This window comes from Brevundimonas fontaquae (genome assembly GCF_017086445.1).
In the GTDB taxonomy this organism is placed as follows: domain Bacteria; phylum Pseudomonadota; class Alphaproteobacteria; order Caulobacterales; family Caulobacteraceae; genus Brevundimonas; species Brevundimonas fontaquae.
In genome coordinates, this window is sequence record NZ_CP070968.1 from 3,000,725 (window position 1) to 3,020,224 (window position 19,500).

Sequence of the window (19,500 nt, forward strand, 5' to 3'; positions counted from 1 at the left end):
GTCAGCCGCCGCAGGTCTCGCGAACGATCAGCTCGGTCGGAACGCGCTCGGAACGGCCTGCTGCGGCGCCGCCGTGATCCAGCAGTTTGGACACCATCAACCGGCCGGCCTTCATGGTGTCCTGGGCGATAGTGCTGAGCGCCGGGCGCGAGTAACGGCTGAACGGCACATTGTCGAAACCGATGACCGAGACTTGGCCAGGCACCTCGACGCCGGCGTGCAACAAAGCCCTTACGGCTCCGAGCGCGATTTGGTCGGACGCGGCCACGACGCCATCGAAATCCAGGCCGCGTCGGATCAGGGCGTCCACAGCGGCCTCGGCGGATTCGACCTCGAAATGCGCAGGCACGATCAGGTCGGCGTCCACGTCCAGCCCGCTCTGGCTCAAGGCGTCCAGATAGCCGCGGTGACGCTGCATGGCCTCGGGCGGATCCAGATCGCCCAGGAAGACGATGCGCTTTCGCCCCAGCCGCGCCAGATGCAGCGTCGCGCGTCGCCCGCCGGAGATGTTGTCCGAGCCGATGGAGCAATAGTCCTGGTCGGGCAGTTCGGCGCCCCAGACGACGAAACGATGATCGGCGTCGACCAGCCGGTTGAAGGCCGAGTGCAGGCTGGATTGGCCCAGGAAGATCACGCCGTCCGCCCGGCTGGTGTTCAGCGCGGCCGACAGTTCGTCATAGTTGGCGGGCGAGATATGGCTCATCAGCAGGTCGCAGCCGCGTTCGCGCGCCGCCTCGCCAACGCCAGCCAGAAGCTCCAGGAAGAATGGGTCGCTGAGGCGCCCTTCGCGCCCCTGCGGACGCGGCACCACCAGGGCGATGGTGCCCTGGGCGCCGATCGGGCCGGCGGGCATGTGACGGCGGAACGGATAGTCGTGTTCCTTGGCCAGCTTCCAGATCGTCTGTTTGGTGCGATCGTTGACCGCGGGGCTGTCGTTCAGGGCGCGCGAGGCGGTGGCGATGGACACGCCAGCCAGGCGGGCGATGTCTTCCAGACGGGTTGTCTTGCGGCTCAACGTCGCGGGTCCTCACAGCAGCATGGTGAAGCTGCAAAATTTTCTGCAAATATTTCAGCCACCGTTCGCGGCGGTTGGCAAGAGGCGGCGTAACGGAGTTCCCATGATGCAGCGCAGATCCTTCCTGGCCCTTGGCGGCGTGTCGATCCTGGCTCTGGGGGCGACGGGCGCGCGCGCCCAGACCGCGCCGAACCATGCCCGGGCGTCCTCGCCCGGCGGCGTGCTGACGGTCGAGGCCTTCACCGACAACGACGGGCGGCCGATGTATTCGGTGCTGCGTCAGGGCCGGGTCGTTGTGGCGCCGTCCAAGCTGGGCTTCCTCTTGACTGACGCGCCGGCCATCGAGCGCGGCCTGACCCTGAACGCAGGCCAGCCGATCACGGTCGACGACACCTGGGAGCAGCCGTGGGGCGAGCGGCAGTTCATCCGCAACCACTACAACGAATGGCGCGTCGCCTATGCCGAGACCGGCGGCCTGCGACGCCGCGTGGACGTGGTCTTCCGCCTTTACGACGACGGTCTGGGCTTCCGTTACGAGTTCCCGCAGCAGGCTGGCCTGACCACCGTCCGCATCGGTTCGGAAATCACCGAGTTCAATCTGGCCGAAAACGGCGAGGCCCTGTGGTGCCCGGCGTGGGAATGGAACCGCGAGGAATATCTCTACAGCCGCACGCCGATCGATGCGGTCGGCAGCGCCCAGACGCCGATGACGGTTCGGGGCCAGTCGGGCCTGCACGTCTCCATCCACGAGGCCGCCTGCATCGACTACGCAGGGATGAACCTGCGCCGGTCGGAGGAAACGAAGTTCCGCGCTCAGCTGACGCCAGGCCTGACCAATGCGGCGGTGGTGCGCGAGGCGCCGTTCAACACGCCCTGGCGAACCCTGCAAATCTCCGACAGCGCCTCGGGCCTACTGGACTCCAGCCTGATCCTGAACCTGAACGAGTCCAACAAACTGGGTGACGTCAGTTGGTTCAAGCCGATGAAATACGTCGGCGTCTGGTGGGAGATGCACCTGGACCTGAAGACCTGGAACTCCGGGCCCAAGCACGGCGCGACCACCGAGAATGCGATCAAACACATCGACTTCGCGGCCAAGCACGGGCTGGGCGGAGTGCTGGTCGAAGGCTGGAACAAGGGCTGGGACGGCCAGTGGTTCGCCAACGGCGCGGACTTCAGCTTCACCGAGGCCTATCCCGACTTCGATATCGAAGCAGTCTGCGCCCACGCGCGGTCCAAGGGCGTGCAACTGATCGGCCACCACGAGACAGGCGGCAACGCCTTCCACTATGAGCAGCAGCTCGAGCCGGCGATGGCCCTGTATGAACGCCTCGGCGTCCATTCGGTGAAGACCGGCTACGTCGCCGACGCGCAAGGCGCCCGCGTCGCCGGGCCGGACGGACAGATGGTCATGGCCTGGCACGAGAGCCAGGCGATGGCCCAGCACCACATGCGCGTGGTCGAGGCCGGCTATCGCCACAAGGTCGCCGTCAACGCTCACGAGCCGTTCAAGGACACCGGCCTTCGCCGCACCTATCCGAACATCATCAGCCGCGAGGGCCAGCGCGGGATGGAATATTCGGCCTGGGGCAATCCCGGCAATCCGCCCGAGCATGAGCCGAACTTGGTGTTCACCCGCCTGCTGGCCGGGCCGATGGACTATACGCCCGGCATCTTCGGCATGGAGACGCGCAGCCCCGGCGGCGTGCAGACGACCTGGGCCAAACAACTGGCGCTCTATGTCGTGATCTACAGCCCGATCCAGATGGCGGCGGATCTGCTGGTCAACTATGAGGCCAACCCCGGCCCGTTCCAGTTCATCAAGGATGTGCCGGTCGATTGGAGCGAGAGCCGCACGCTGGACGCCGCCATGGGCGACTATGTCGTCACGGTTCGCAAGCAGCGCGGCACGGACGTCTGGGCCTTGGGCGCCGTCACCGACGAGCATCCGCGTGTGCTGAAGGCCCCACTCGACTTCCTGGACGCCGGCCGTCGATATCGGGCCGAAATCTATCGCGATGGGCCCAACGCCGACTATCGCGGCAAGCGCGAGGACATCGTCATCGAGCAGCGCGAGGTGACGTCGTCTGACACCCTGACCCTGGCGCTGGCCCCCGGCGGCGGTCAGGCCATCCGGTTCGTGCCGGTCGGCCGGGCGCGACGCGGATGACCCTGCTCTCGCACCGCCCGCGCCTGTCCGGCCTGGCGATCTGGAACATGTGCGTCGGCTTCTTCGGCATCCAGATCGGCTTCGGCCTGCAGAACGCCAACACCAGCCGCATCTTCCAGACGCTGGGCGCCGAGGTCGACAGCCTGGCGATCCTATGGATCGCCGCACCGCTGACGGGTCTGCTGGTCCAGCCGATCATCGGCCATTTCAGCGACAAGACCTGGACCCGGTTCGGCCGGCGGCGGCCCTATTTCCTGGTCGGGGCCATCGCCACCACCCTGGCGCTGATCGCCATGCCCAACAGCCCCAGCCTGTGGTTCGCCGCGTCCATGCTGTGGATCATGGACGCCTCGATCAACATCACCATGGAGCCGTTCCGCGCCTTCGTCGGCGATAACCTGCCGGAGGAGCAGCGCACCGCCGGCTATGCGATGCAGAGCTTCTTCATCGGCGCTGGCGCAGTCTTCGCCTCGGTCCTGCCGTGGCTGTTGTCCAACGTCTTCGACATCGCCTCGACCGCCGAGGCGGGCGTGGTGCCCCTGTCGGTCAAGATCGCCTTCTACGTCGGCGCCGCCGGCCTGTTCTCGGCCGTGCTGTGGACGGTGCTGTCGACCAAGGAATACAGCCCCGAACAGATCGCGGCCTTCGAACGCGCCAGAGACGACGCGCCGGCTGCGCCCGTCGAGGCCGAAGCGCCGGCTCGCAGCGTCCAGGGCTGGATGACTTCGGGCCTGGTCTGCACCGTCCTCGGCGGGCTGGGTTTCGTGCTGATCGGCGCGCTCGATCTGGAGAAGGAGCTGCTGATCCTGGCGGGCTTCTTCGCCGGATTCGGCCTGCTCCAGATCGCCGTGGGCATGATGCAGCGACGCCGCATCACCAACGCCGCGACCGAAATCCTGAACGACATCTTCCGCATGCCCGAGACGATGCGCGGCCTGGCTGTCGTTCAGTTCTTCAGCTGGTTCGCCCTGTTCGCCATGTGGATCTACACCACCGCGGCCGTGACCCGCGTCCATTACGGTGCGACCGACACCACCTCGGCCGCCTACGCCACGGGCGCGGACTGGGTGGGGGTTCTGTTCGGGGTCTACAACGGCGTGGCGGCCCTGGCGGCCTTCACCCTGCCAGTCATCGCCAAACGGATCGGACGAAAGGCGACCCACGCGCTGATGCTGCTGCTTGGCGCAGCCGGCCTGTTCGGCGTCTTCGCCATCCGCGAGCCCGGACTGCTTTGGCTGCCGATGATCGGCGTCGGTTTCGCCTGGGCGTCGATCGTCTCCATGCCCTACGCCATCCTGTCGGCGGCGGTGCCGGACAGAAAAATGGGCGTCTATATGGGCGTCTTCAACATCTTCATCGTCGTGCCCCAGCTGTTGGCCGCCACGGTTCTGGGCCTGATCTTGAAGACCCTATTCGATGGCCAAGCGATCTGGGCCCTGGTGCTGGGCGCCGTCTCCTTCGTCCTGGCCGCCGCCAGCGCGCTGATGGTCAGGGAGCATCGCGGATGAACCGTCGGGGTCTTCTGGCCCTCATGGCCGCCCTGCCCTTCGCCGGCGCGGCGCGTGCTGAGGGCGCCATCGCGGGCGGGCGGCTGGTGCTGCATGAGGCGGTCGCGTCGGCCCATGTGAAGGCGCGCAACGTCTCGGTCTGGCTGCCGCCCGGATATGAGGCGTCCGACGCCGCCTGGCCTGTTCTCTACATGCACGACGGCCAGAACCTGTTCGATCCGGCCACGGCCAACTTCGGCGAGTGGGGCGTGGACGAGCATCTGACGCGGCTGATCGAAAGCGGTCAGGTGCGGACGCCGATCGTGGTGGGGATCTGGAACACCGACCTGCGGCTGAGGGAATATGTCCCCGCCGACCTGATCGCCGCCCTGCCCGCCGACATGCGCGATGAGGTCCAGGCCATTTACGGCGGCCCGTCCTTGTCCGACGGCTATCTGCGGTTCCTGGTCGAGGAGTTGAAGCCCTTCATCGACGGCGCCTACCGCACCCTGCGCGGGCCGCTGGACACGATGATCGCCGGCTCCAGCATGGGCGGCCTGATCTCCATGTATGCGGTGATGAAACGGCCGCAGGTCTTTTCGGCCGCCGCCTGCCTGTCCACCCATTGGCCGCTGAAGGTCGAAGGGCTTGAGCCCGGCGCGACGCTGGACGCCTGGCGCGAACGCCTGGTCGCCGCTTGGACCGGCGTGATAGAACGCGGCCTGCCCGAGCCGGGCGACCACCGCTTCTATTTCGACCGGGGCGACGAGACGCTGGATCAGTTCTACGCCGTCTTTCAGACCCAGGTGGACCAGACCTTCCGCCGTCGCGGCTATGGTCCCGGCGACTTCCGCAGCCTGGTCTTCCCCGGCGCCCAGCACAACGAGGCGTCCTGGAACCAGCGCCTGGACGTGCCTTTGACCTTCCTTCTTTCCCCCGCCCCCACGCGCAACCCGTGAGGACCACAATGCGTCACTTCCGTACCTTCTGCCTCGCCGGCGCCGCCGGCCTGGCCCTCGCTTCCGCCGCAAGCGCCCAATCGGGCGTCGCCCCCGGCGCGCCCGGCGCCCCGCCCGTCTGGTCCAGCGCGGCCAAGACCGGCGCCGGCGCCTCTTACGAGGCCTATGTCGACGGCCAGTATCGCGACGGCGGCCCGACCGGCGCGGTGTCCAAGGTCTGGTTCTCCATCGCCGACGGCGTCCTGACCGAGACCATGTACGGCCTGATCCATGAGGCTCAGATCAAGGCGCTGCGCTTCGCCGGCGTGACCCAGGACGGTCTGGTCGTCGAAGGCGACGATACCACCAGCCGCACCGAATATCTGCACGTCGACGCCCAGGGACGTCCGCTCTCGCCGGCGAAGCGCGTCACGACGCAGGACAAGAACGGCCGCTTTGAGATCGAAAAGCGGATCTTCAGCGATCCCGACCGCAACGCCCTGGTGTTGCGTGTCACCATCACAGCGCTGAAAGGTGACGTGACGCCCTATCTGATGCTGGAGCCGCACATCGCCAACACGGGCGTCGACGATCGCGGTCGGGTCACGCGCGACGGCTTCCACGCCTGGGAAGGCGACACCCACCTGTTCCTGAAGCCCAGCGAGGCCTTCGACAAGGCCAGCGTCGGCTTCGTCGGCGCCTCGGACGGTCTGACGGATCTGAAGGACGGCAAGCTGGACTGGACCTACGCCTCCACCGGCGATCAGGTCGGCAATACGATGATGACCGGGGCTCTGCCGCGCCTGCGCCAAAGCAGCCGGATCACGCGCGACTTCGTCATCGGCTTCGGCGCCAGCGAAGCTGAGGCGCGCGCCGCTGCGGACGGTTCGTTCTCGACCGGTCTGGACGAGGTGCTGGCCCGCTTCAACGGCGAGGGCGAGCGCGTGGGTTGGGAGGATTATGTCGGTTCTCTCACCGAGCTGCCGCGCATCGCCGAGCAGGCGACCGACGGCGGCAAGCTGGCCTACGCCTCGGCTCTGATGCTGAAGGTTCAGGAGGATCGCACTCATGCGGGCGCGCTGATCGCCTCGCTGTCCAATCCGTGGGGCGATACGGTGGACGCGTCGAAATCCTCGACCGGCTATAAGGCCGTCTGGCCGCGCGACTTCTATCAGGTGGCGATGGCTCTGGCGGCGCTGGGCGACAAGGAGACGCCGCTGGCGGCCTTCAACTATCTGCCTCAGGTCCAGGTCGGCCCGAACACGCCCGGCAACACCGGCGTCGGCGGCTGGTTCCTGCAGAAGACGCACGTGGACGGCGAACTGGAATGGGTCGCGGTCCAGCTGGATCAGACCGCCATGCCGATCATGCTCGGCTATCGTCTTTGGAAGATGGGCTGGCTGTCGGACGCCCAGATGACCGAACACTATCGGTCCATGCTGAAGCCGGCGGCCGACTTCCTGGTCGACGGCGGCAAGATCGGGCTGATGTGGAACGATGCGGAGATCAAGCCGCCCTTCACCCAGCAGGAACGCTGGGAAGAGCAGCAGGGCTATTCGCCGTCCTCGACCGCCGCCGTGGTCGCGGGCCTGACGGTGGCGGCCGAAATGGCGCGCGCCTCGGGCGACGCCGCCGGCGCGACCCGCTACCAGATCGCGGCCGACAGCTATGCGTCCAAGATCGAAGACCGGATGTTCACCACCAATGGCGACTTCGGCGACGGTCGCTACTACATCCGCATCACGCAGAACGAGAACCCGAACGATAAGGCCCCGATCGGCGCCGCCAACGGCCAGATCGCCGCGGCCGAAGACCGGGTCGTGGACGGCGGCTTCCTAGAACTGGTGCGCTATGGGGTGCGCAAGGCCGACGATCCGCACATCCTATCCACGCTGCCCGTCTATGACGATCAGTCGCTGGAGCCGCTCTATCGCGTTCGCTACGACTTCGGTCCCGAGGGCGACAAGACGCCGGGCTGGCGCCGTTATGGCGTCGATGGCTATGGCGAGGACCATCTGACGGGCGCCAATTATGGCGTCGGCGGGGAGATGAGCCCCGGTCAGCGCGGCCGGGTCTGGCCCTTCTTCACGGGCGAGCGCGGTCACTATGAGTTGGCCCGCGTCAGCGTGAACGGCGCCCCTTCGGCCGCCGACATCGCCGCCATTCGTCAAACCTATGTGCGCGGCATGGAGCGGTTCGCCAACGGCGGACTGATGCTGGCCGAACAGGTGTGGGACGGCGTCGGAAACCCGACGGCCAAGGATTATGCTGTGGGTCAGAATACGGACTCGGCCACGCCGCTGGCCTGGACCCACGCGGAATATCTTAAGCTGCTGCGGTCGTTGGCCGACGGCAAGGTCTGGGACAGTTACGACCCCGTCCACGACCGCTACGCCCGCTGATACGAAAACGGCCCCGGAGATCGCTCTCCGGGGCCGTTCTCATTTCAAGCTGACTCGGCTCAGAAGGTGAGCTTCACCGCGCCGACGATCCGGTCTTCGGCGCCGGGCACGCCGTCCACATCGGTGTCGTGATAGCGGACATCGACGCCCACCTTGTCGGTCAGGGCATAGCCGACGCCGACGTTCCAGGTGGTATAGTCGTCGGTGACGTCGAGCCACTGCTTGCCCAGCGCGCCCGACACCGTCCACTTGGGTGCCGGCGAGAAGGCGGCGTTGATCTCGGCGTAGGTCGCCTCGTCGTCGATGCCGAAGAAGTCGGGCGAGTAATAGGCGGCGGCGCCGAAGGTGGCGGGGCCTACCGCGCGCGAGGCCGCAGCCTTGAACTCGGCATAGTTATAGTCGGCGCCGTCGGGCTCCCCGACATACAGATAGCCGATCACGCCGAAGTCGAGCGCGAAACCGCCCGCCTCGGTGCGATAGCCGCCATACAGGTCCACTTCAGCATCGGTGTCGTCGCCGAAATCGACGTTGGAGGCCCAGGCGCCGGCGTAGAAGCTGCCCGAAGTCAGGTCGACGCCGCCCTGAATGGCCGGATCTTCGCTAGTCTGGCTGAAGCCGCGGAACACATAGTCGCTGACGACGCCGACGTTCCAGGCGACGTCGACGTCGCTCTGGGCCGAGGCCGGAACGGCGAGGCCAAACACACCTGCGGCGAGCGTCGCGGCGGCGGCCGCGCGGATGATGGTCTTTTTCATAGTCTATCCCCTTTTATTTTGTTTGCCGAGAAAGGGCGCGGATTGGGAGCCGCGCCCGATACACGGATTTCAGTGTTCCAGCGCCTCGCCGTGAAGCGAGGTGTCCAGACCGGCGGCTTCTTCCGCCTCGCTCACGCGCAGGCCCGTGGTGAACTTGCAGATGAACAGGATGATCAGGGTGCCGACGGCGCTGTAGACGATGGTCCACAGCAGGCCCAGCGCCTGGGCGCCGACGTTGGCGCCTTCCGACAGGCTGTTGATCGCGGTCGTAGCGAACACGCCGGTCAGCAGGGCGCCGATCAGGCCGCCCGCGCCGTGGATGCCGAAGGCGTCCAGGCTGTCGTCGTAGCGCAGCAGCTTCTTGATCCACACCGACGAGGCATAGCAGGCCGGGCCGGCGATCAGGCCGATGATGACCGCGCCCTTGGGATCGACGAAGCCGGCCGCCGGCGTGATGGCGACCAGACCGGCCACAACACCCGACAGCATGCCGATCAGCGAGACCTTCTTCTTCTCGATATATTCGACGATCTTCCAGGTCAGGGCGGCGGCGGCGGCGGCCAGGACGGTGTTCAACAGCGCCACGCCCATCAGGTCGTTGGCGGCGCCCGCCGAACCGGCGTTGAAGCCGATCCAGCCGACCAGCAGCAGCGAGGCGCCGATCATGGTCAGAACAGGATTGTGGGCGGTGATGACCTCTGTGCCGTAACCCTTGCGGCGACCCAGGAAGATGGCGCAGACCAAGCCCGCGACGCCCGAGTTGACGTGAACGACGGCGCCGCCCGCGAAGTCCAGCACGCCCGCCGAACCCAGGAACCCGCCGCCCCAGACCCAGTGGCAGATCGGCGCATAGACCAGAAGCGACCACAGGGCGGTGAACAACAATAGCGCCGAATATTTGAACCGCTCGGCGAACGCGCCGGTGATCAGCGCCGGGGTGATGATGGCGAAGGTCATCTGGAAGGAGATGAACAGGAACTCGGGAATGCCTGGCAGCAGGGCGTTGGCCGTCTTCAGCGACACGCCGTTCAGGAACAGCATGTCCAGGCTGCCGATGAAGGGTTGCAGCGCGGCGTTGCCGTTGGCGCCAAAGGCGAAGCTGTAGCCCGCGATGAACCATACCAGCGAGACCACGGCGAAGACGCCGACGGACTGGGTGATGGTGGCGATGACGTTCTTCTTGCGCACCATGCCGCCATAGAACAGCGCCAGACCGGGGAGGGTCATCAGCAGAACCAGGGCGGTAGAGGTGCCTAGCCAGGATGCGCCGGCGCTGTCCAGCTCAAGCGCAGCCTGGTGGCCGAGCAAGGCGGGCGCGGCGTCCTGCGCATTCGCCGCGCCGGCGGTCATCAGACAGAGTGTGGGAAGAAGGAGCGCAGCCGCCCCCGTAAGCCGTTTCGTGGTCCGCGACATGAGCTAGTACCCCCTATGCAATTTCGCAGTTGCGAAGATTTTACCGCAATTGCGGCAGGCGCAAGAGGCTAGACCGTGAACGGCGCAACTTTCTTGCAACGGTCACGGACAAAAAGATCGAGGCCGCACAATCGTTCGATCATGCGGCCCCATATCAGATTATTCATGCCGCCAAAGCCAAGCTCAGCGGCAGGATTTTCAGCTTCATTTTAAGCCGTCAGGCCCAATGCATCTGCACCCGGTGCGCCGCCGCCCAGTGGATGGCGCGGATGGCGTCGATGACGGCCTCGGTCGCCGCACGCGTGCCCAGCGCGCCGCCTAGGTCAGCCGTCACGGCGCCGGCCGCCAGAACGGCGGCGACCGCGGCCTCGATGGAATCGGCCTCGTCCTCCAGCTTCAGGCTGTGACGCAGCAGCAGGGCCGCCGACAGGATGATCCCGACCGGATTGGCCAGATCCTGACCGGCGATGTCCGGCGCCGAGCCGTGAATCGGCTCGAACAGGCCCGGCCCGCCCGCGCCCAGCGACGCCGACGGCAACAGGCCGATGGAGCCACCCAGCACAGAAATCTCGTCCGACAGGATGTCGCCGAACATGTTTTCGGTCAGGATGACGTCGTATTCGCGTGGCTTGCGGATCAGGTGCATGGCCATGGAGTCCACCAGGGCGTGCTCCAGGGTGATGTCGGGAAACTCCTCGGCATGGATGCGGGTCACGACCTCGCGCCACAGACGGCTGGTCTCCATGACGTTGGCCTTGTCGACCGATGTCACCTTGCCGCGACGCTGTTGGGCGGTCTGGAAGGCGGCGCGGGCGACGCGCTCGATCTCCGGCACGGTGTATTCGCACAGGTCGGTGGCGCGATCGGCGGTGCGGGTCTTCTCACCGAAATAGACGCCGCCGGTCAGCTCGCGGAAGACGATCAGGTCGACGCCCTCGACGATCTCCTTCTTCAGCGGCGAGCGGTGCGCCAGCACCGGCGACACCTGCAACGGCCGCAGATTGGCGAACAGGCCCATCGCCTTGCGGATCGCCAACAACCCCTGTTCCGGACGCGCCTTGCCGCCATCCCATTTCGGCCCGCCGACGGCCCCCAGCAGCACGGCGTCAGAGGCGACGCACGCGGCGCGCGTGGCCTCGGGCAAGGGTTCGCCCGTCGCATCTATGGCCGCGCCACCGATCAGGTGTTCGGAGAACTCGAAATGGTGACCATAGAAGTCGCCGATCACCCTCAGGATGTCGCGCGCGGCCCGTGTGACCTCCGGCCCGACGCCGTCGCCGGGCAGCAGGACGATGTTGTAAGTCTTGGTGGCGGCGGTGCTCATCGTACGGTCTCTTTCGATCGCTCGTAGGCTTCGATTTCAGGCATGTTTGATTGCAGCCAGCCCAGGGTGTCCACCCCGTCCAGCAGGCATTGGCGGGCGAAGGATTCGACCCCGAACGGCACGGGTTCGGCATTGCCGCGCTGGATCTGATTGGCCTGGAGGTCAATCGTGACCGGCTGGTCCGGCTGCGACGCCAGATCGTCCCAAACCGCCTGACTGACGACGATGGGCAGCAGGCCGTTTTTCAGCGCATTCGATGTAAAAATGTCAGCGATTTCGGTCGAGATCACCGCCCGGAACCCGTAGTCCAGCAGGGCCCAGGGCGCATGTTCGCGCGACGAACCGCAGGCGAAGTTCCGGCCCGCCAGCAGGATGCGATGCTCGGCCGGATCGATCCGGTTCAGAATGGCCTCGGGCTTTTCCGAGCCGTCATCCTCGTAACGCCAGTCATAGAAGGCGGCCTTGCCTAGCCCTTCGCGCGTGGTCGTGGTCAGAAAGCGCGCCGGAATGATCTGGTCGGTGTCGATATTGGCCTGGCTGAGCGTGACCGTTTTCGATGTCAGCACCTGGAAGGGTTCAGACATGCTCGACCTCCTTCAGATAGACGCGCGGATCGGTCAGCACCCCGGCGACCGCCGTCGCCGCCGCCGTCGCCGGGCTGGCCAGGATGGTACGGGCGTCCTTGCCCTGACGGCCTTCGAAGTTGCGGTTCGACGTGGATACGGCCAGTTGGCCCGGCGCGACGAAATCACCGTTCATGGCGATGCACATGGAACAGCCGGGAATGCGCCATTCGGCCCCGGCGGCGATGAAGACTTCGTGCAGCCCCTCGGCCTCGGCGTCGCGACGCACGGCCTCGGACCCCGGCACCACCAGCATGCGCAGACCCGGCTTGACCTTGCGGCCGCGCAGCACCTCGGCGGCGGCGCGCAGATCGGGCAGGCGTCCATTGGTGCAGGAGCCGATGAAGACGACATCCACCGGCTGGCTGGTCGTCGCCTCCCCGGCCGTGAAACCCATATAGGCGATGGCCTTGCGGTCTGAGTCCGACTGGGGTTGCGGGACGGGCGAGCCGATGGGCGCGCCCGCATCCGGCGTCGTGCCCCAGGTCGCCATGGGCCGGATGGCGGCGCCGTCGATGGTCACTTCCTTATCGAAGACCGCGCCTGTATCTGTCGCCAGTTTCAGCCATTCGGCCGTCGCCGCCTCATAGTCGGCGGGGACGTGCTTGCGTCCGCGCAGCCAGTCGATGGTCGTCTGGTCCGGGGCGATCATGCCGGCCCGCGCCCCGGCTTCTATGGACATGTTGCACAGGGTCATCCGCCCTTCCATGTCCAGCGACCGCACCGCCTCGCCCGCGTATTCGACGACATAGCCGGTGCCGCCGCCGAAACCGATGGCGGCGATGACCGCCAGGGCGACATCCTTGCCCGAAACGTCGGGCTGCAACTTTCCGTCCACCGTCACCCGCATGGCCTTGGCCTTGCGCTGCAACAGGCATTGGGTCGCCAGCACGTGACCGACTTCCGAAGTGCCGATCCCGAAGGCCAGGGCGCCGAAGGCGCCATGAGTGGCGGTATGACTGTCGCCGCAGACCACCGTCATGCCCGGCTGGGTCAGGCCCAGCTCCGGCCCCATCACATGGACCACTCCGCGATCTTCCGATCCCCATCCGGCCAGCGGCACGCCATGGGCGGCGCAGTTGCGCTCCAGCGTATGAACCTGAGCCTCGGCCTGGGCGGTGACATAGGGTTTCAGACCATTCAGCCCCGCGGGCAGGGTCGGGGTCGAATGGTCCAGGGTCGCATAAGTCCGGTCGGGACGGCGCACCTTCAGCCCGCGCGCCTCGATCTCGCTGAAGGCTTGGGGGCTGGTGACTTCGTGGACCAGATGCAGATCGATATACAGCACGCCCGGCGTATCGGCCGTTTCCGACCGCACGACGTGGGCGTCCCACACCTTGTCGAACAGGGTCTTGGGATCAGGCATATTGGGCCACGATCTCGGACACGCCGTCGACCCGGTCGATGATGGCGATCAGTTCGGCGTCGTTGATCTCGCCGATCTGATCCGCGCGCGACTTGAAGCCGGCGACCACCGCCGCCAGACGCTCGCCCTCGATGGGACGGCCGATGGTCTCGGCGCGCTTGGCGATGGCGTGACGGCCCGAATGCTTGCCCAGCACGAACCAGCTGCCCTCGAAGCCCACATCCTGGGGCCGCATGATCTCATAGGTGCGGCTGTCGGCCAGCATGCCGTGCTGGTGAATTCCCGCCTCGTGGGCGAAGGCGTTGATGCCGACCACCGACTTGTTTCGGGCGATGACTGTCTCGGTGATCTCGCACAGGATCTTGGAGGCGCGCACCAGATGACGGCTGTCGGCGCCGGTCGTGACGCCATAGCGGTCCTCGCGGACCTTCAGCGCCATGATGACTTCTTCGATCGAGCAGTTGCCGGCCCGCTCGCCGATGCCGTTTATCGCGCCTTCGATCTGACGCGCGCCGCCCTCGACGGCGGCCAGGGAGTTTGCGACCGCCATGCCCAGGTCGTCGTGGCAGTGGGCCGAGAAGATCACGTGCGGATGGCGCTTTTTGATGCGCGCGGCCAGGGCGCGATAGGTTTCGCGCACCTCTTCTGGGGTCGCATAGCCGACGGTGTCGGGGACGTTCAGAGTGCGCGCGCCGGCGTCGGCGGCAGCCTCCAGCACATCGGCCAGGAACTCCGGCTCGGTGCGGAAGGCGTCCTCGGCCGAGAATTCGACGTCGTCGAACAGGCTGCGGGCGTATTCCACCGACCGCACGGCCGTCGACAGCACCTCATTGGTGGACATCTTCAGCTTGGCGGAACGGTGGATTGGGCTGGTGCCGATGAAGGTGTGGCACCGACGGTGCGACTTCGGCGCCGGCGCCAGAGCGCGGAAAGTGGCGTCGATGTCCTTCTCGTTGGCACGCGACAGAGAGCAGAAGATCGGTCCCTCGACCTCGCCCGCCACGCGACGGATGCAGTCCTCGTCGCCGGGCGAGGCGGCGGCGAAGCCGGCCTCGATAATGTCGACGCCCAGGTCCCGCAGAACCTGGGCCATCTTCACCTTGGCCTGGGCGGACATGGAGAAACCCGGCGCCTGTTCCCCGTCCCGCATCGTCGTGTCGAAGACGATGACGCGGTTCGGATCGGCGGCGATCTGCTCGGTGCGCGATACGCCCGATACTCGTACTTTGTCGGGATGCATCACGCGGCCTCGGATTGAATAATGTCGTTGCTGATGCGGCGCACGCCGAACAGCCGGTCGATCTGGCGACCCAGATTGTCCATGCAGCGGCCGGAGTCGCGGCCGCGCACGGTCAGGGCGATGCGGCGGAAGGCGCCCTCGTCAGCCAGGGCCATGCCGTCGATGTGGAAGCCCCGGCGCTCCACCAGGCCGATGAGACGCTGAAGCGAACCGTCCGCACGGTCGATCTGGATGTGGATCGTGTTGCTCATCTCAGGAGCCCTCCATCATTTCAGCATTGCTCTTGCCCGGCGGAACCAGCGGCCAGACGTTGTCTCGGGGGTCGATGACCACATGGGCCAGGCAGGGACCGTCGGCGGCCAGCAGGCGCTGGATGCCGTCGGACACCTGATCGCGGCGATCGATGCGGAAGGCCTCGATGCCGAAGGCTTCAGCGACCTTCACGAAGTCCGGGTTGTCGGACAGGTCGATCTCGGAATAGTTCTCGGCGAAGAACAGCTCCTGCCACTGGCGCACCAGGCCCAGCGAGGAATTGTCGATCAGCACGATCTTCAACGGGATGCCGTAACGCTTCAGCGTCGCCAGCTCCTGGATGTTCATCATGAAGCCGCCGTCGCCGGCGATGGTGACGACCGTCGCGGACGGATCGGCCAGCTTGGCCCCGATGCCGGCGGGCAGGCCAAAGCCCATCGCGCCCAGACCGCCCGAGGTGATGTGGGCTTCCGGCTTGGCGAAGCGACAGTGCATGGCCGCCCACATCTGATGCTGGCCCACGTCGCAGGCGGCAATGAAGTCATCGCCCGCCGCTTCCGAGATTTCCTTCAGCAGGGCGGGCGCATAGACCCCCTCGCCCGGCGCGTCATAGCGGTGAGCGCCAGCTTTGGCCGCACCAGCGCAGTCGTCGGCCCAGGCCTGGATGTTCAGCGCCGCGCCCGACCGCATCCGCGCCGTCAGCGCCTCAACGCCTTCGCGCAGCTCGCCAACAACGGCGACATTGGCGCTGCGCAGCTTGCCGACTTCCGAGGCGTCGATGTCGAAATGAACGATGCGGGCATTGGGCGCGAATTCAGCCAGCTTGCCCGTCGCGCGGTCGTCGAACCGGGCGCCGACGACGATCAGCAGATCGCTGTCCTGCACCGCATGGTTGGCGGCGCGCGTGCCGTGCATGCCCAGCATGCCCAGCATGCCCGGTGCATCGGTCGGGATGGTGCCCAAGGCGTTCAGGGTCGAGACCTGGGGAATGCCGGTCGCGGCGACGAAGGCGCGCAGGGCTCCTGTCGCGCCGCCGATCTTCACCCCGCCGCCGATGTAGACCAACGGCTTCTTGGCCGCCCGGATCGCCGCTTCGGCGGCGGCGATGGCGTCATGATCGACGCGGGGCGCCTCGTTGGGAATGGAGAAACCGTAGTCGTCCGCAGTCGTCTCGAACTGCACATCCTTGGGCAGATCGACCAGAACCGGACCGGGGCGGCCCGAGCGAGCGATATGGAAGGCTTCCTCGATCGCGGCGGGAACCTCGGCGGCCGAGCGGACCAGGATCGAATGTTTCACGATGGGCAGGGTGACGCCCAGGATGTCGATCTCCTGAAAGGCGTCAGTGCCCATCAGGCCTTGGGCGACATTGCCGGTGATGCAGACGATCGGCACCGAATCCATCATCGCATTGGCGATGCCGGTGACCAGATTGGTGGCGCCGGGGCCGGACGTCGCCATGCAGACGCCGACCTTGCCGCTCTTCCTGGCATAGGCGTCGGCCGAGAAGGCCGCGCCCTGCTCATGGCGGACCAGGATGTGTTTCAGCTTGGAGCCGGCCAGGGCGTCATAGACCGGCATGATGGCGCCGCCCGGATAGCCGAACACCACCTCCACCCCCAGCCGCTCCAGGGTGGAGACCAGCAGGCGCGCGCCCGACTGGGGAGCGGTCTCGGCTGAGGGTTTGAAGGCGGCGGCGGTCATCAGGATCATCCGGTCGTTCAGGCGGCGATCAGGCCGCTTCGGCCTTGGGCGTGTTCAGCCAGGCCATGCGTTCGCGCAGGCGGGCGCCGACCTGTTCGATCTGGCTTTCGCGGTCCGCCTTCAGCCAAGCCTCGTATTGCGGCTTGCCGGCCTCGTTCTCGGCGATCCAGTTGCGCGCGAAGGTGCCGTCCTGGATCTCTTCCAGAATGGTCTTCATGCGGGCCTTGGTCTCTTCGGTCACGACGCGCGGGCCGCTGGCGACGGCGCCGTATTTGGCCGTCTCGGAGATGAAGTGGTGCATCTTGGAGATGCCGCCTTCGTAGAACAGGTCCACGATCAGCTTCAGCTCGTGCAGGCATTCGAAATAGGCGATCTCGGGCTGGTAGCCGGCCTCGACCAGGGTGTTGAAGCCCTGGATGACCAGCTCCTTGGCGCCGCCGCACAGGACCGCCTGTTCGCCGAACAGATCGGTCTCGGTCTCTTCGCGGAAGGTGGTTTCCAGCAGGCCGCCGGTCGCGCCGCCGTTGCCCTTGGCGTAACCCATGGCCCGGTCGCGGGCCTTGCCGGTGACGTCCTTCTCGACGGCGAACAGCGAAGGCACGCCGCGCCCGCGCTGGAACTCGCGGCGGACCAGATCGCCCGGTCCCTTGGGCGCGACCAGGATCACGTCCATGTCCTCACGCGGCGTGATGCGCTCGTAGATGATCGAGAAGCCGTGGGCGAACAGCAGCGCCGAGCCTTCCTTGGCGTTCGGCTCGATAATGTCGCGATAGACGTCGCCCTGAACCATGTCGGGCGTCAGGATGGCGATGATGTCGGCGCCCTTGACGGCCTCGGCCGGCTCTGCGGTCGGGACGCCGTCGGCGGTGGCGTGTTTCCAGCCCGTGCCGCCGTGTCGGACGCCGGCGACCACGTCATGGCCGCTGTCCTTCAGGTTCTGCGCGTGGGCGCGACCCTGCGAGCCGTAGCCGATGATGGCGATGCGCTGGCCGGCGATCGCGCCCGGCTTGATGTCTTCGTTGGTGTAGATGGTGATGGCCATGGGTCAGGCGTCCTGAGCAGCGTTGGTTTTGTGGCTTGCCGGGACTTGGGCCGGCGGCGGGTTGGGGATGGTGACGGCGCCCTGGGCGGCCGAGGCGACCGAGGCGCGGTATTTGGCGAAGACACCTCGCGCCGGGCGGACTACGTGGGGCGTAAAGCCCGCCCGGCGCGTCGCCAGATCGACGTTGACGTCGATGCGGCGGTTGGTGACGTCGATGGTGATGCGGTCACCATCGCGAATGAGGGCGATCGGGCCGCCCACGGCGGCTTCCGGCGAGACGTGGCCGGCGACGAAGCCGTAGCTGGCGCCCGAGAACCGGCCGTCGGTCAGCAGGGCGACGTTGTCGATCTTGCGACCCTTCAGGGCGGCGGTGACCTGCAGCATCTCGCGCATGCCCGGACCGCCCTTGGGCCCTTCGTAGCGAATGATGATCACGTCGCCTTGGCCGACCGATCCATCCTGAACGGCGTGGAAGGCGTCCTCCTCTGAGTCGAAGACGCAGGCTGGGCCTTCGAACGTGTCGACCTTGTGGCCCGTCAGCTTGATGACCGCGCCTTCCGGGGCGACATCGCCATAGATGACGGCGAAGCTGCCGCGATCCATCACAGGGGCGTCGAAGGTGGTCACCACCACCTGGCCCGGGGTCTCCTCGGCCTCGGCGGCCTCGGCAAACAGGCTGCGGCCGGTGACGGTGGGGGTGTTCACGATCTTGCCGGCCTCGGCCATCCGCTGGGTGACCAGACGCGTGCCGCCGGCGGCGAACAGATGCGAGGCCAGGAAGCGGCCGCCCGGCTTCAGATCGCAGATGACCGGCGCCTCAACGCAGGCCTGATGGCAGTCCTCGACGCCGAACTCGACGCCGGCCTCCGCCGCGATCGCCGTCAGGTGCATGACCGCATTGGTCGACCCGCCCGAGGCCGAGACGGCGACGGCGGCGTTCTTCAGGCTGGCGCGGGTGATGTATTTGCGGGCTGTGTCGCCGGAGAAGACGCGTTCGACGATCAGGCGGCCGCAACGCTCGCCCTCGGCGGCCTTATTCGGATCGACGGCGGGCACATCGTTGGCGCCCATGGGCGAGATGCCCATGACCGACAGGGCCATGGCCATGGTGTTGGCCGTGAACTGACCGCCACACGCCCCGGCGCCGGGGCAGACGGCCTGTTCGACCGCCTTCAGCCCCTCGTCGTCCAGGGCGCCTGCCGAATGAGCGCCGATGGCCTCGAACACCTCCTGGACCGAGACCTCCTTCGAGCCAATCACGCCGGGCATGATGGTGCCGCCGTAATAGACCAGGCCGGGGATATCCATCCGCGCCAAGGCCATGGCCGCCGCCGGGATCGTCTTGTCGCAGCCGACGATGCAGACCACGCCGTCCAGTTGGTGGCCTTCGATGGCCAGTTCGATCGAGTCGGCGACGACCTCGCGACTGATCAGCGAGGCCTTCATGCCCGCCGTGCCCATCGAGATGCCGTCCGTGACGACGATGGTGTTGAAATCGACCGGATAGCCGCCTGCCGCGATGATGCCGGCGCGCACGTCCTTGGCCAGACGGTCCAGGTGCATGTTGCACGGCGTGACCGTCGACCAGGTGTTGACGATGCCGATCATCGGCTTGTCGAAGTCGGCGTCCTGCATGCCGGCGGCGCGCAGATACGACCGCGCGGCGGCCCGGTTCGGGCCAGCCGTCACCGCCGCGCTGCGCGCGTTGGGCTTTCTGGGCTGAGAGGTAGAATTTTGCGTCATCGGTCCGGTTCGTTTCGAACCGCCGC

General features: G+C 66.7%; 15 protein-coding genes. 4 read left to right on the forward strand and 11 right to left on the reverse strand.

Going from position 1 to position 19,500, the window contains the following annotated elements:
* Position 1: 1 nt before the first annotated feature.
* Entirely contained in the window at positions 2-1,015 is a 1,014-nt protein-coding gene (locus JX001_RS14595) for a LacI family DNA-binding transcriptional regulator (RefSeq protein WP_017505134.1), read from the reverse strand.
* Between the two features lie 103 nt (positions 1,016-1,118).
* On the opposite strand from JX001_RS14595, the gene JX001_RS14600 reads away from it, so the two are divergent.
* From JX001_RS14600 to JX001_RS14615, 4 genes are read left to right on the forward strand one after another with little or no spacing between them, the layout of a single operon-like run.
* A complete protein-coding gene (locus tag JX001_RS14600; RefSeq protein ID WP_205681554.1) occupies positions 1,119-3,185 on the forward strand; it encodes a glycoside hydrolase family 97 protein in 2,067 nt (688 codons plus the stop codon).
* Positions 3,182-4,693, forward strand: coding sequence for an MFS transporter (locus JX001_RS14605; RefSeq protein ID WP_205681555.1), 1,512 nt, complete (start codon positions 3,182-3,184; stop codon positions 4,691-4,693). Before JX001_RS14600 ends, JX001_RS14605 begins: the two co-directional genes overlap by 4 nt.
* Complete coding sequence (locus JX001_RS14610; protein WP_205681556.1) at positions 4,690-5,631, forward strand: alpha/beta hydrolase; 942 nt, start codon at positions 4,690-4,692, stop codon at positions 5,629-5,631. The genes JX001_RS14605 and JX001_RS14610 overlap by 4 nt, the downstream gene beginning before the upstream one ends.
* Before the next feature lie 8 nt (positions 5,632-5,639).
* On the forward strand, positions 5,640-8,012 hold the full coding sequence (locus tag JX001_RS14615) for a glucan 1,4-alpha-glucosidase (RefSeq protein ID WP_205681557.1): 2,373 nt from the start codon (positions 5,640-5,642) through the stop codon (positions 8,010-8,012).
* 59 nt (positions 8,013-8,071) lie between these two features.
* Here JX001_RS14615 and JX001_RS14620 read toward each other — a convergent pair whose 3' ends face one another.
* The 10 genes from JX001_RS14620 to ilvD form a co-directional block, all read right to left on the reverse strand.
* Positions 8,072-8,767 carry a TorF family putative porin gene (locus tag JX001_RS14620; RefSeq protein WP_205681558.1) on the reverse strand — a complete coding sequence of 232 codons (696 nt, stop codon included), beginning with the start codon at positions 8,765-8,767 and terminating at the stop codon, positions 8,072-8,074.
* Positions 8,768-8,836: 69 nt separating this feature from the next.
* Positions 8,837-10,180: an ammonium transporter gene (locus JX001_RS14625; RefSeq protein WP_205681559.1), complete on the reverse strand. Its 1,344-nt coding sequence runs from the start codon at positions 10,178-10,180 to the stop codon at positions 8,837-8,839.
* Positions 10,181-10,397: 217 nt separating this feature from the next.
* Positions 10,398-11,504, reverse strand: a complete 1,107-nt coding sequence (leuB, locus tag JX001_RS14630) for a 3-isopropylmalate dehydrogenase (RefSeq protein ID WP_205681560.1) — start codon at positions 11,502-11,504, stop codon at positions 10,398-10,400.
* The gene (gene leuD / locus JX001_RS14635) at positions 11,501-12,088 is read right to left on the reverse strand and encodes a 3-isopropylmalate dehydratase small subunit (RefSeq protein WP_017505141.1); all 588 of its coding nucleotides are present in this window, start codon (positions 12,086-12,088) and stop codon (positions 11,501-11,503) included. Before leuD ends, leuB begins: the two co-directional genes overlap by 4 nt.
* Complete coding sequence (leuC, locus tag JX001_RS14640; RefSeq protein ID WP_205681561.1) at positions 12,081-13,493, reverse strand: 3-isopropylmalate dehydratase large subunit; 1,413 nt, start codon at positions 13,491-13,493, stop codon at positions 12,081-12,083. Before leuC ends, leuD begins: the two co-directional genes overlap by 8 nt.
* Positions 13,486-14,733 (reverse strand): 2-isopropylmalate synthase, encoded by a 1,248-nt coding sequence (locus JX001_RS14645; RefSeq protein ID WP_205681562.1) that lies wholly within the window; start codon positions 14,731-14,733, stop codon positions 13,486-13,488. Before JX001_RS14645 ends, leuC begins: the two co-directional genes overlap by 8 nt.
* Complete coding sequence (locus tag JX001_RS14650) at positions 14,733-14,984, reverse strand: ACT domain-containing protein (RefSeq protein ID WP_205681563.1); 252 nt, start codon at positions 14,982-14,984, stop codon at positions 14,733-14,735. The genes JX001_RS14645 and JX001_RS14650 overlap by 1 nt, the downstream gene beginning before the upstream one ends.
* Before the next feature lies 1 nt (position 14,985).
* On the reverse strand, positions 14,986-16,698 hold the full coding sequence (gene ilvG / locus JX001_RS14655) for an acetolactate synthase 2 catalytic subunit (protein WP_205681564.1): 1,713 nt from the start codon (positions 16,696-16,698) through the stop codon (positions 14,986-14,988).
* Positions 16,699-16,717: 19 nt separating this feature from the next.
* Positions 16,718-17,731 (reverse strand): ketol-acid reductoisomerase, encoded by a 1,014-nt coding sequence (gene ilvC / locus JX001_RS14660; protein WP_205681565.1) that lies wholly within the window; start codon positions 17,729-17,731, stop codon positions 16,718-16,720.
* A gap of 3 nt (positions 17,732-17,734) precedes the next feature.
* Positions 17,735-19,474, reverse strand: a complete 1,740-nt coding sequence (gene ilvD / locus JX001_RS14665; RefSeq protein ID WP_205681566.1) for a dihydroxy-acid dehydratase — start codon at positions 19,472-19,474, stop codon at positions 17,735-17,737.
* Positions 19,475-19,500 lie beyond the last annotated feature (26 nt).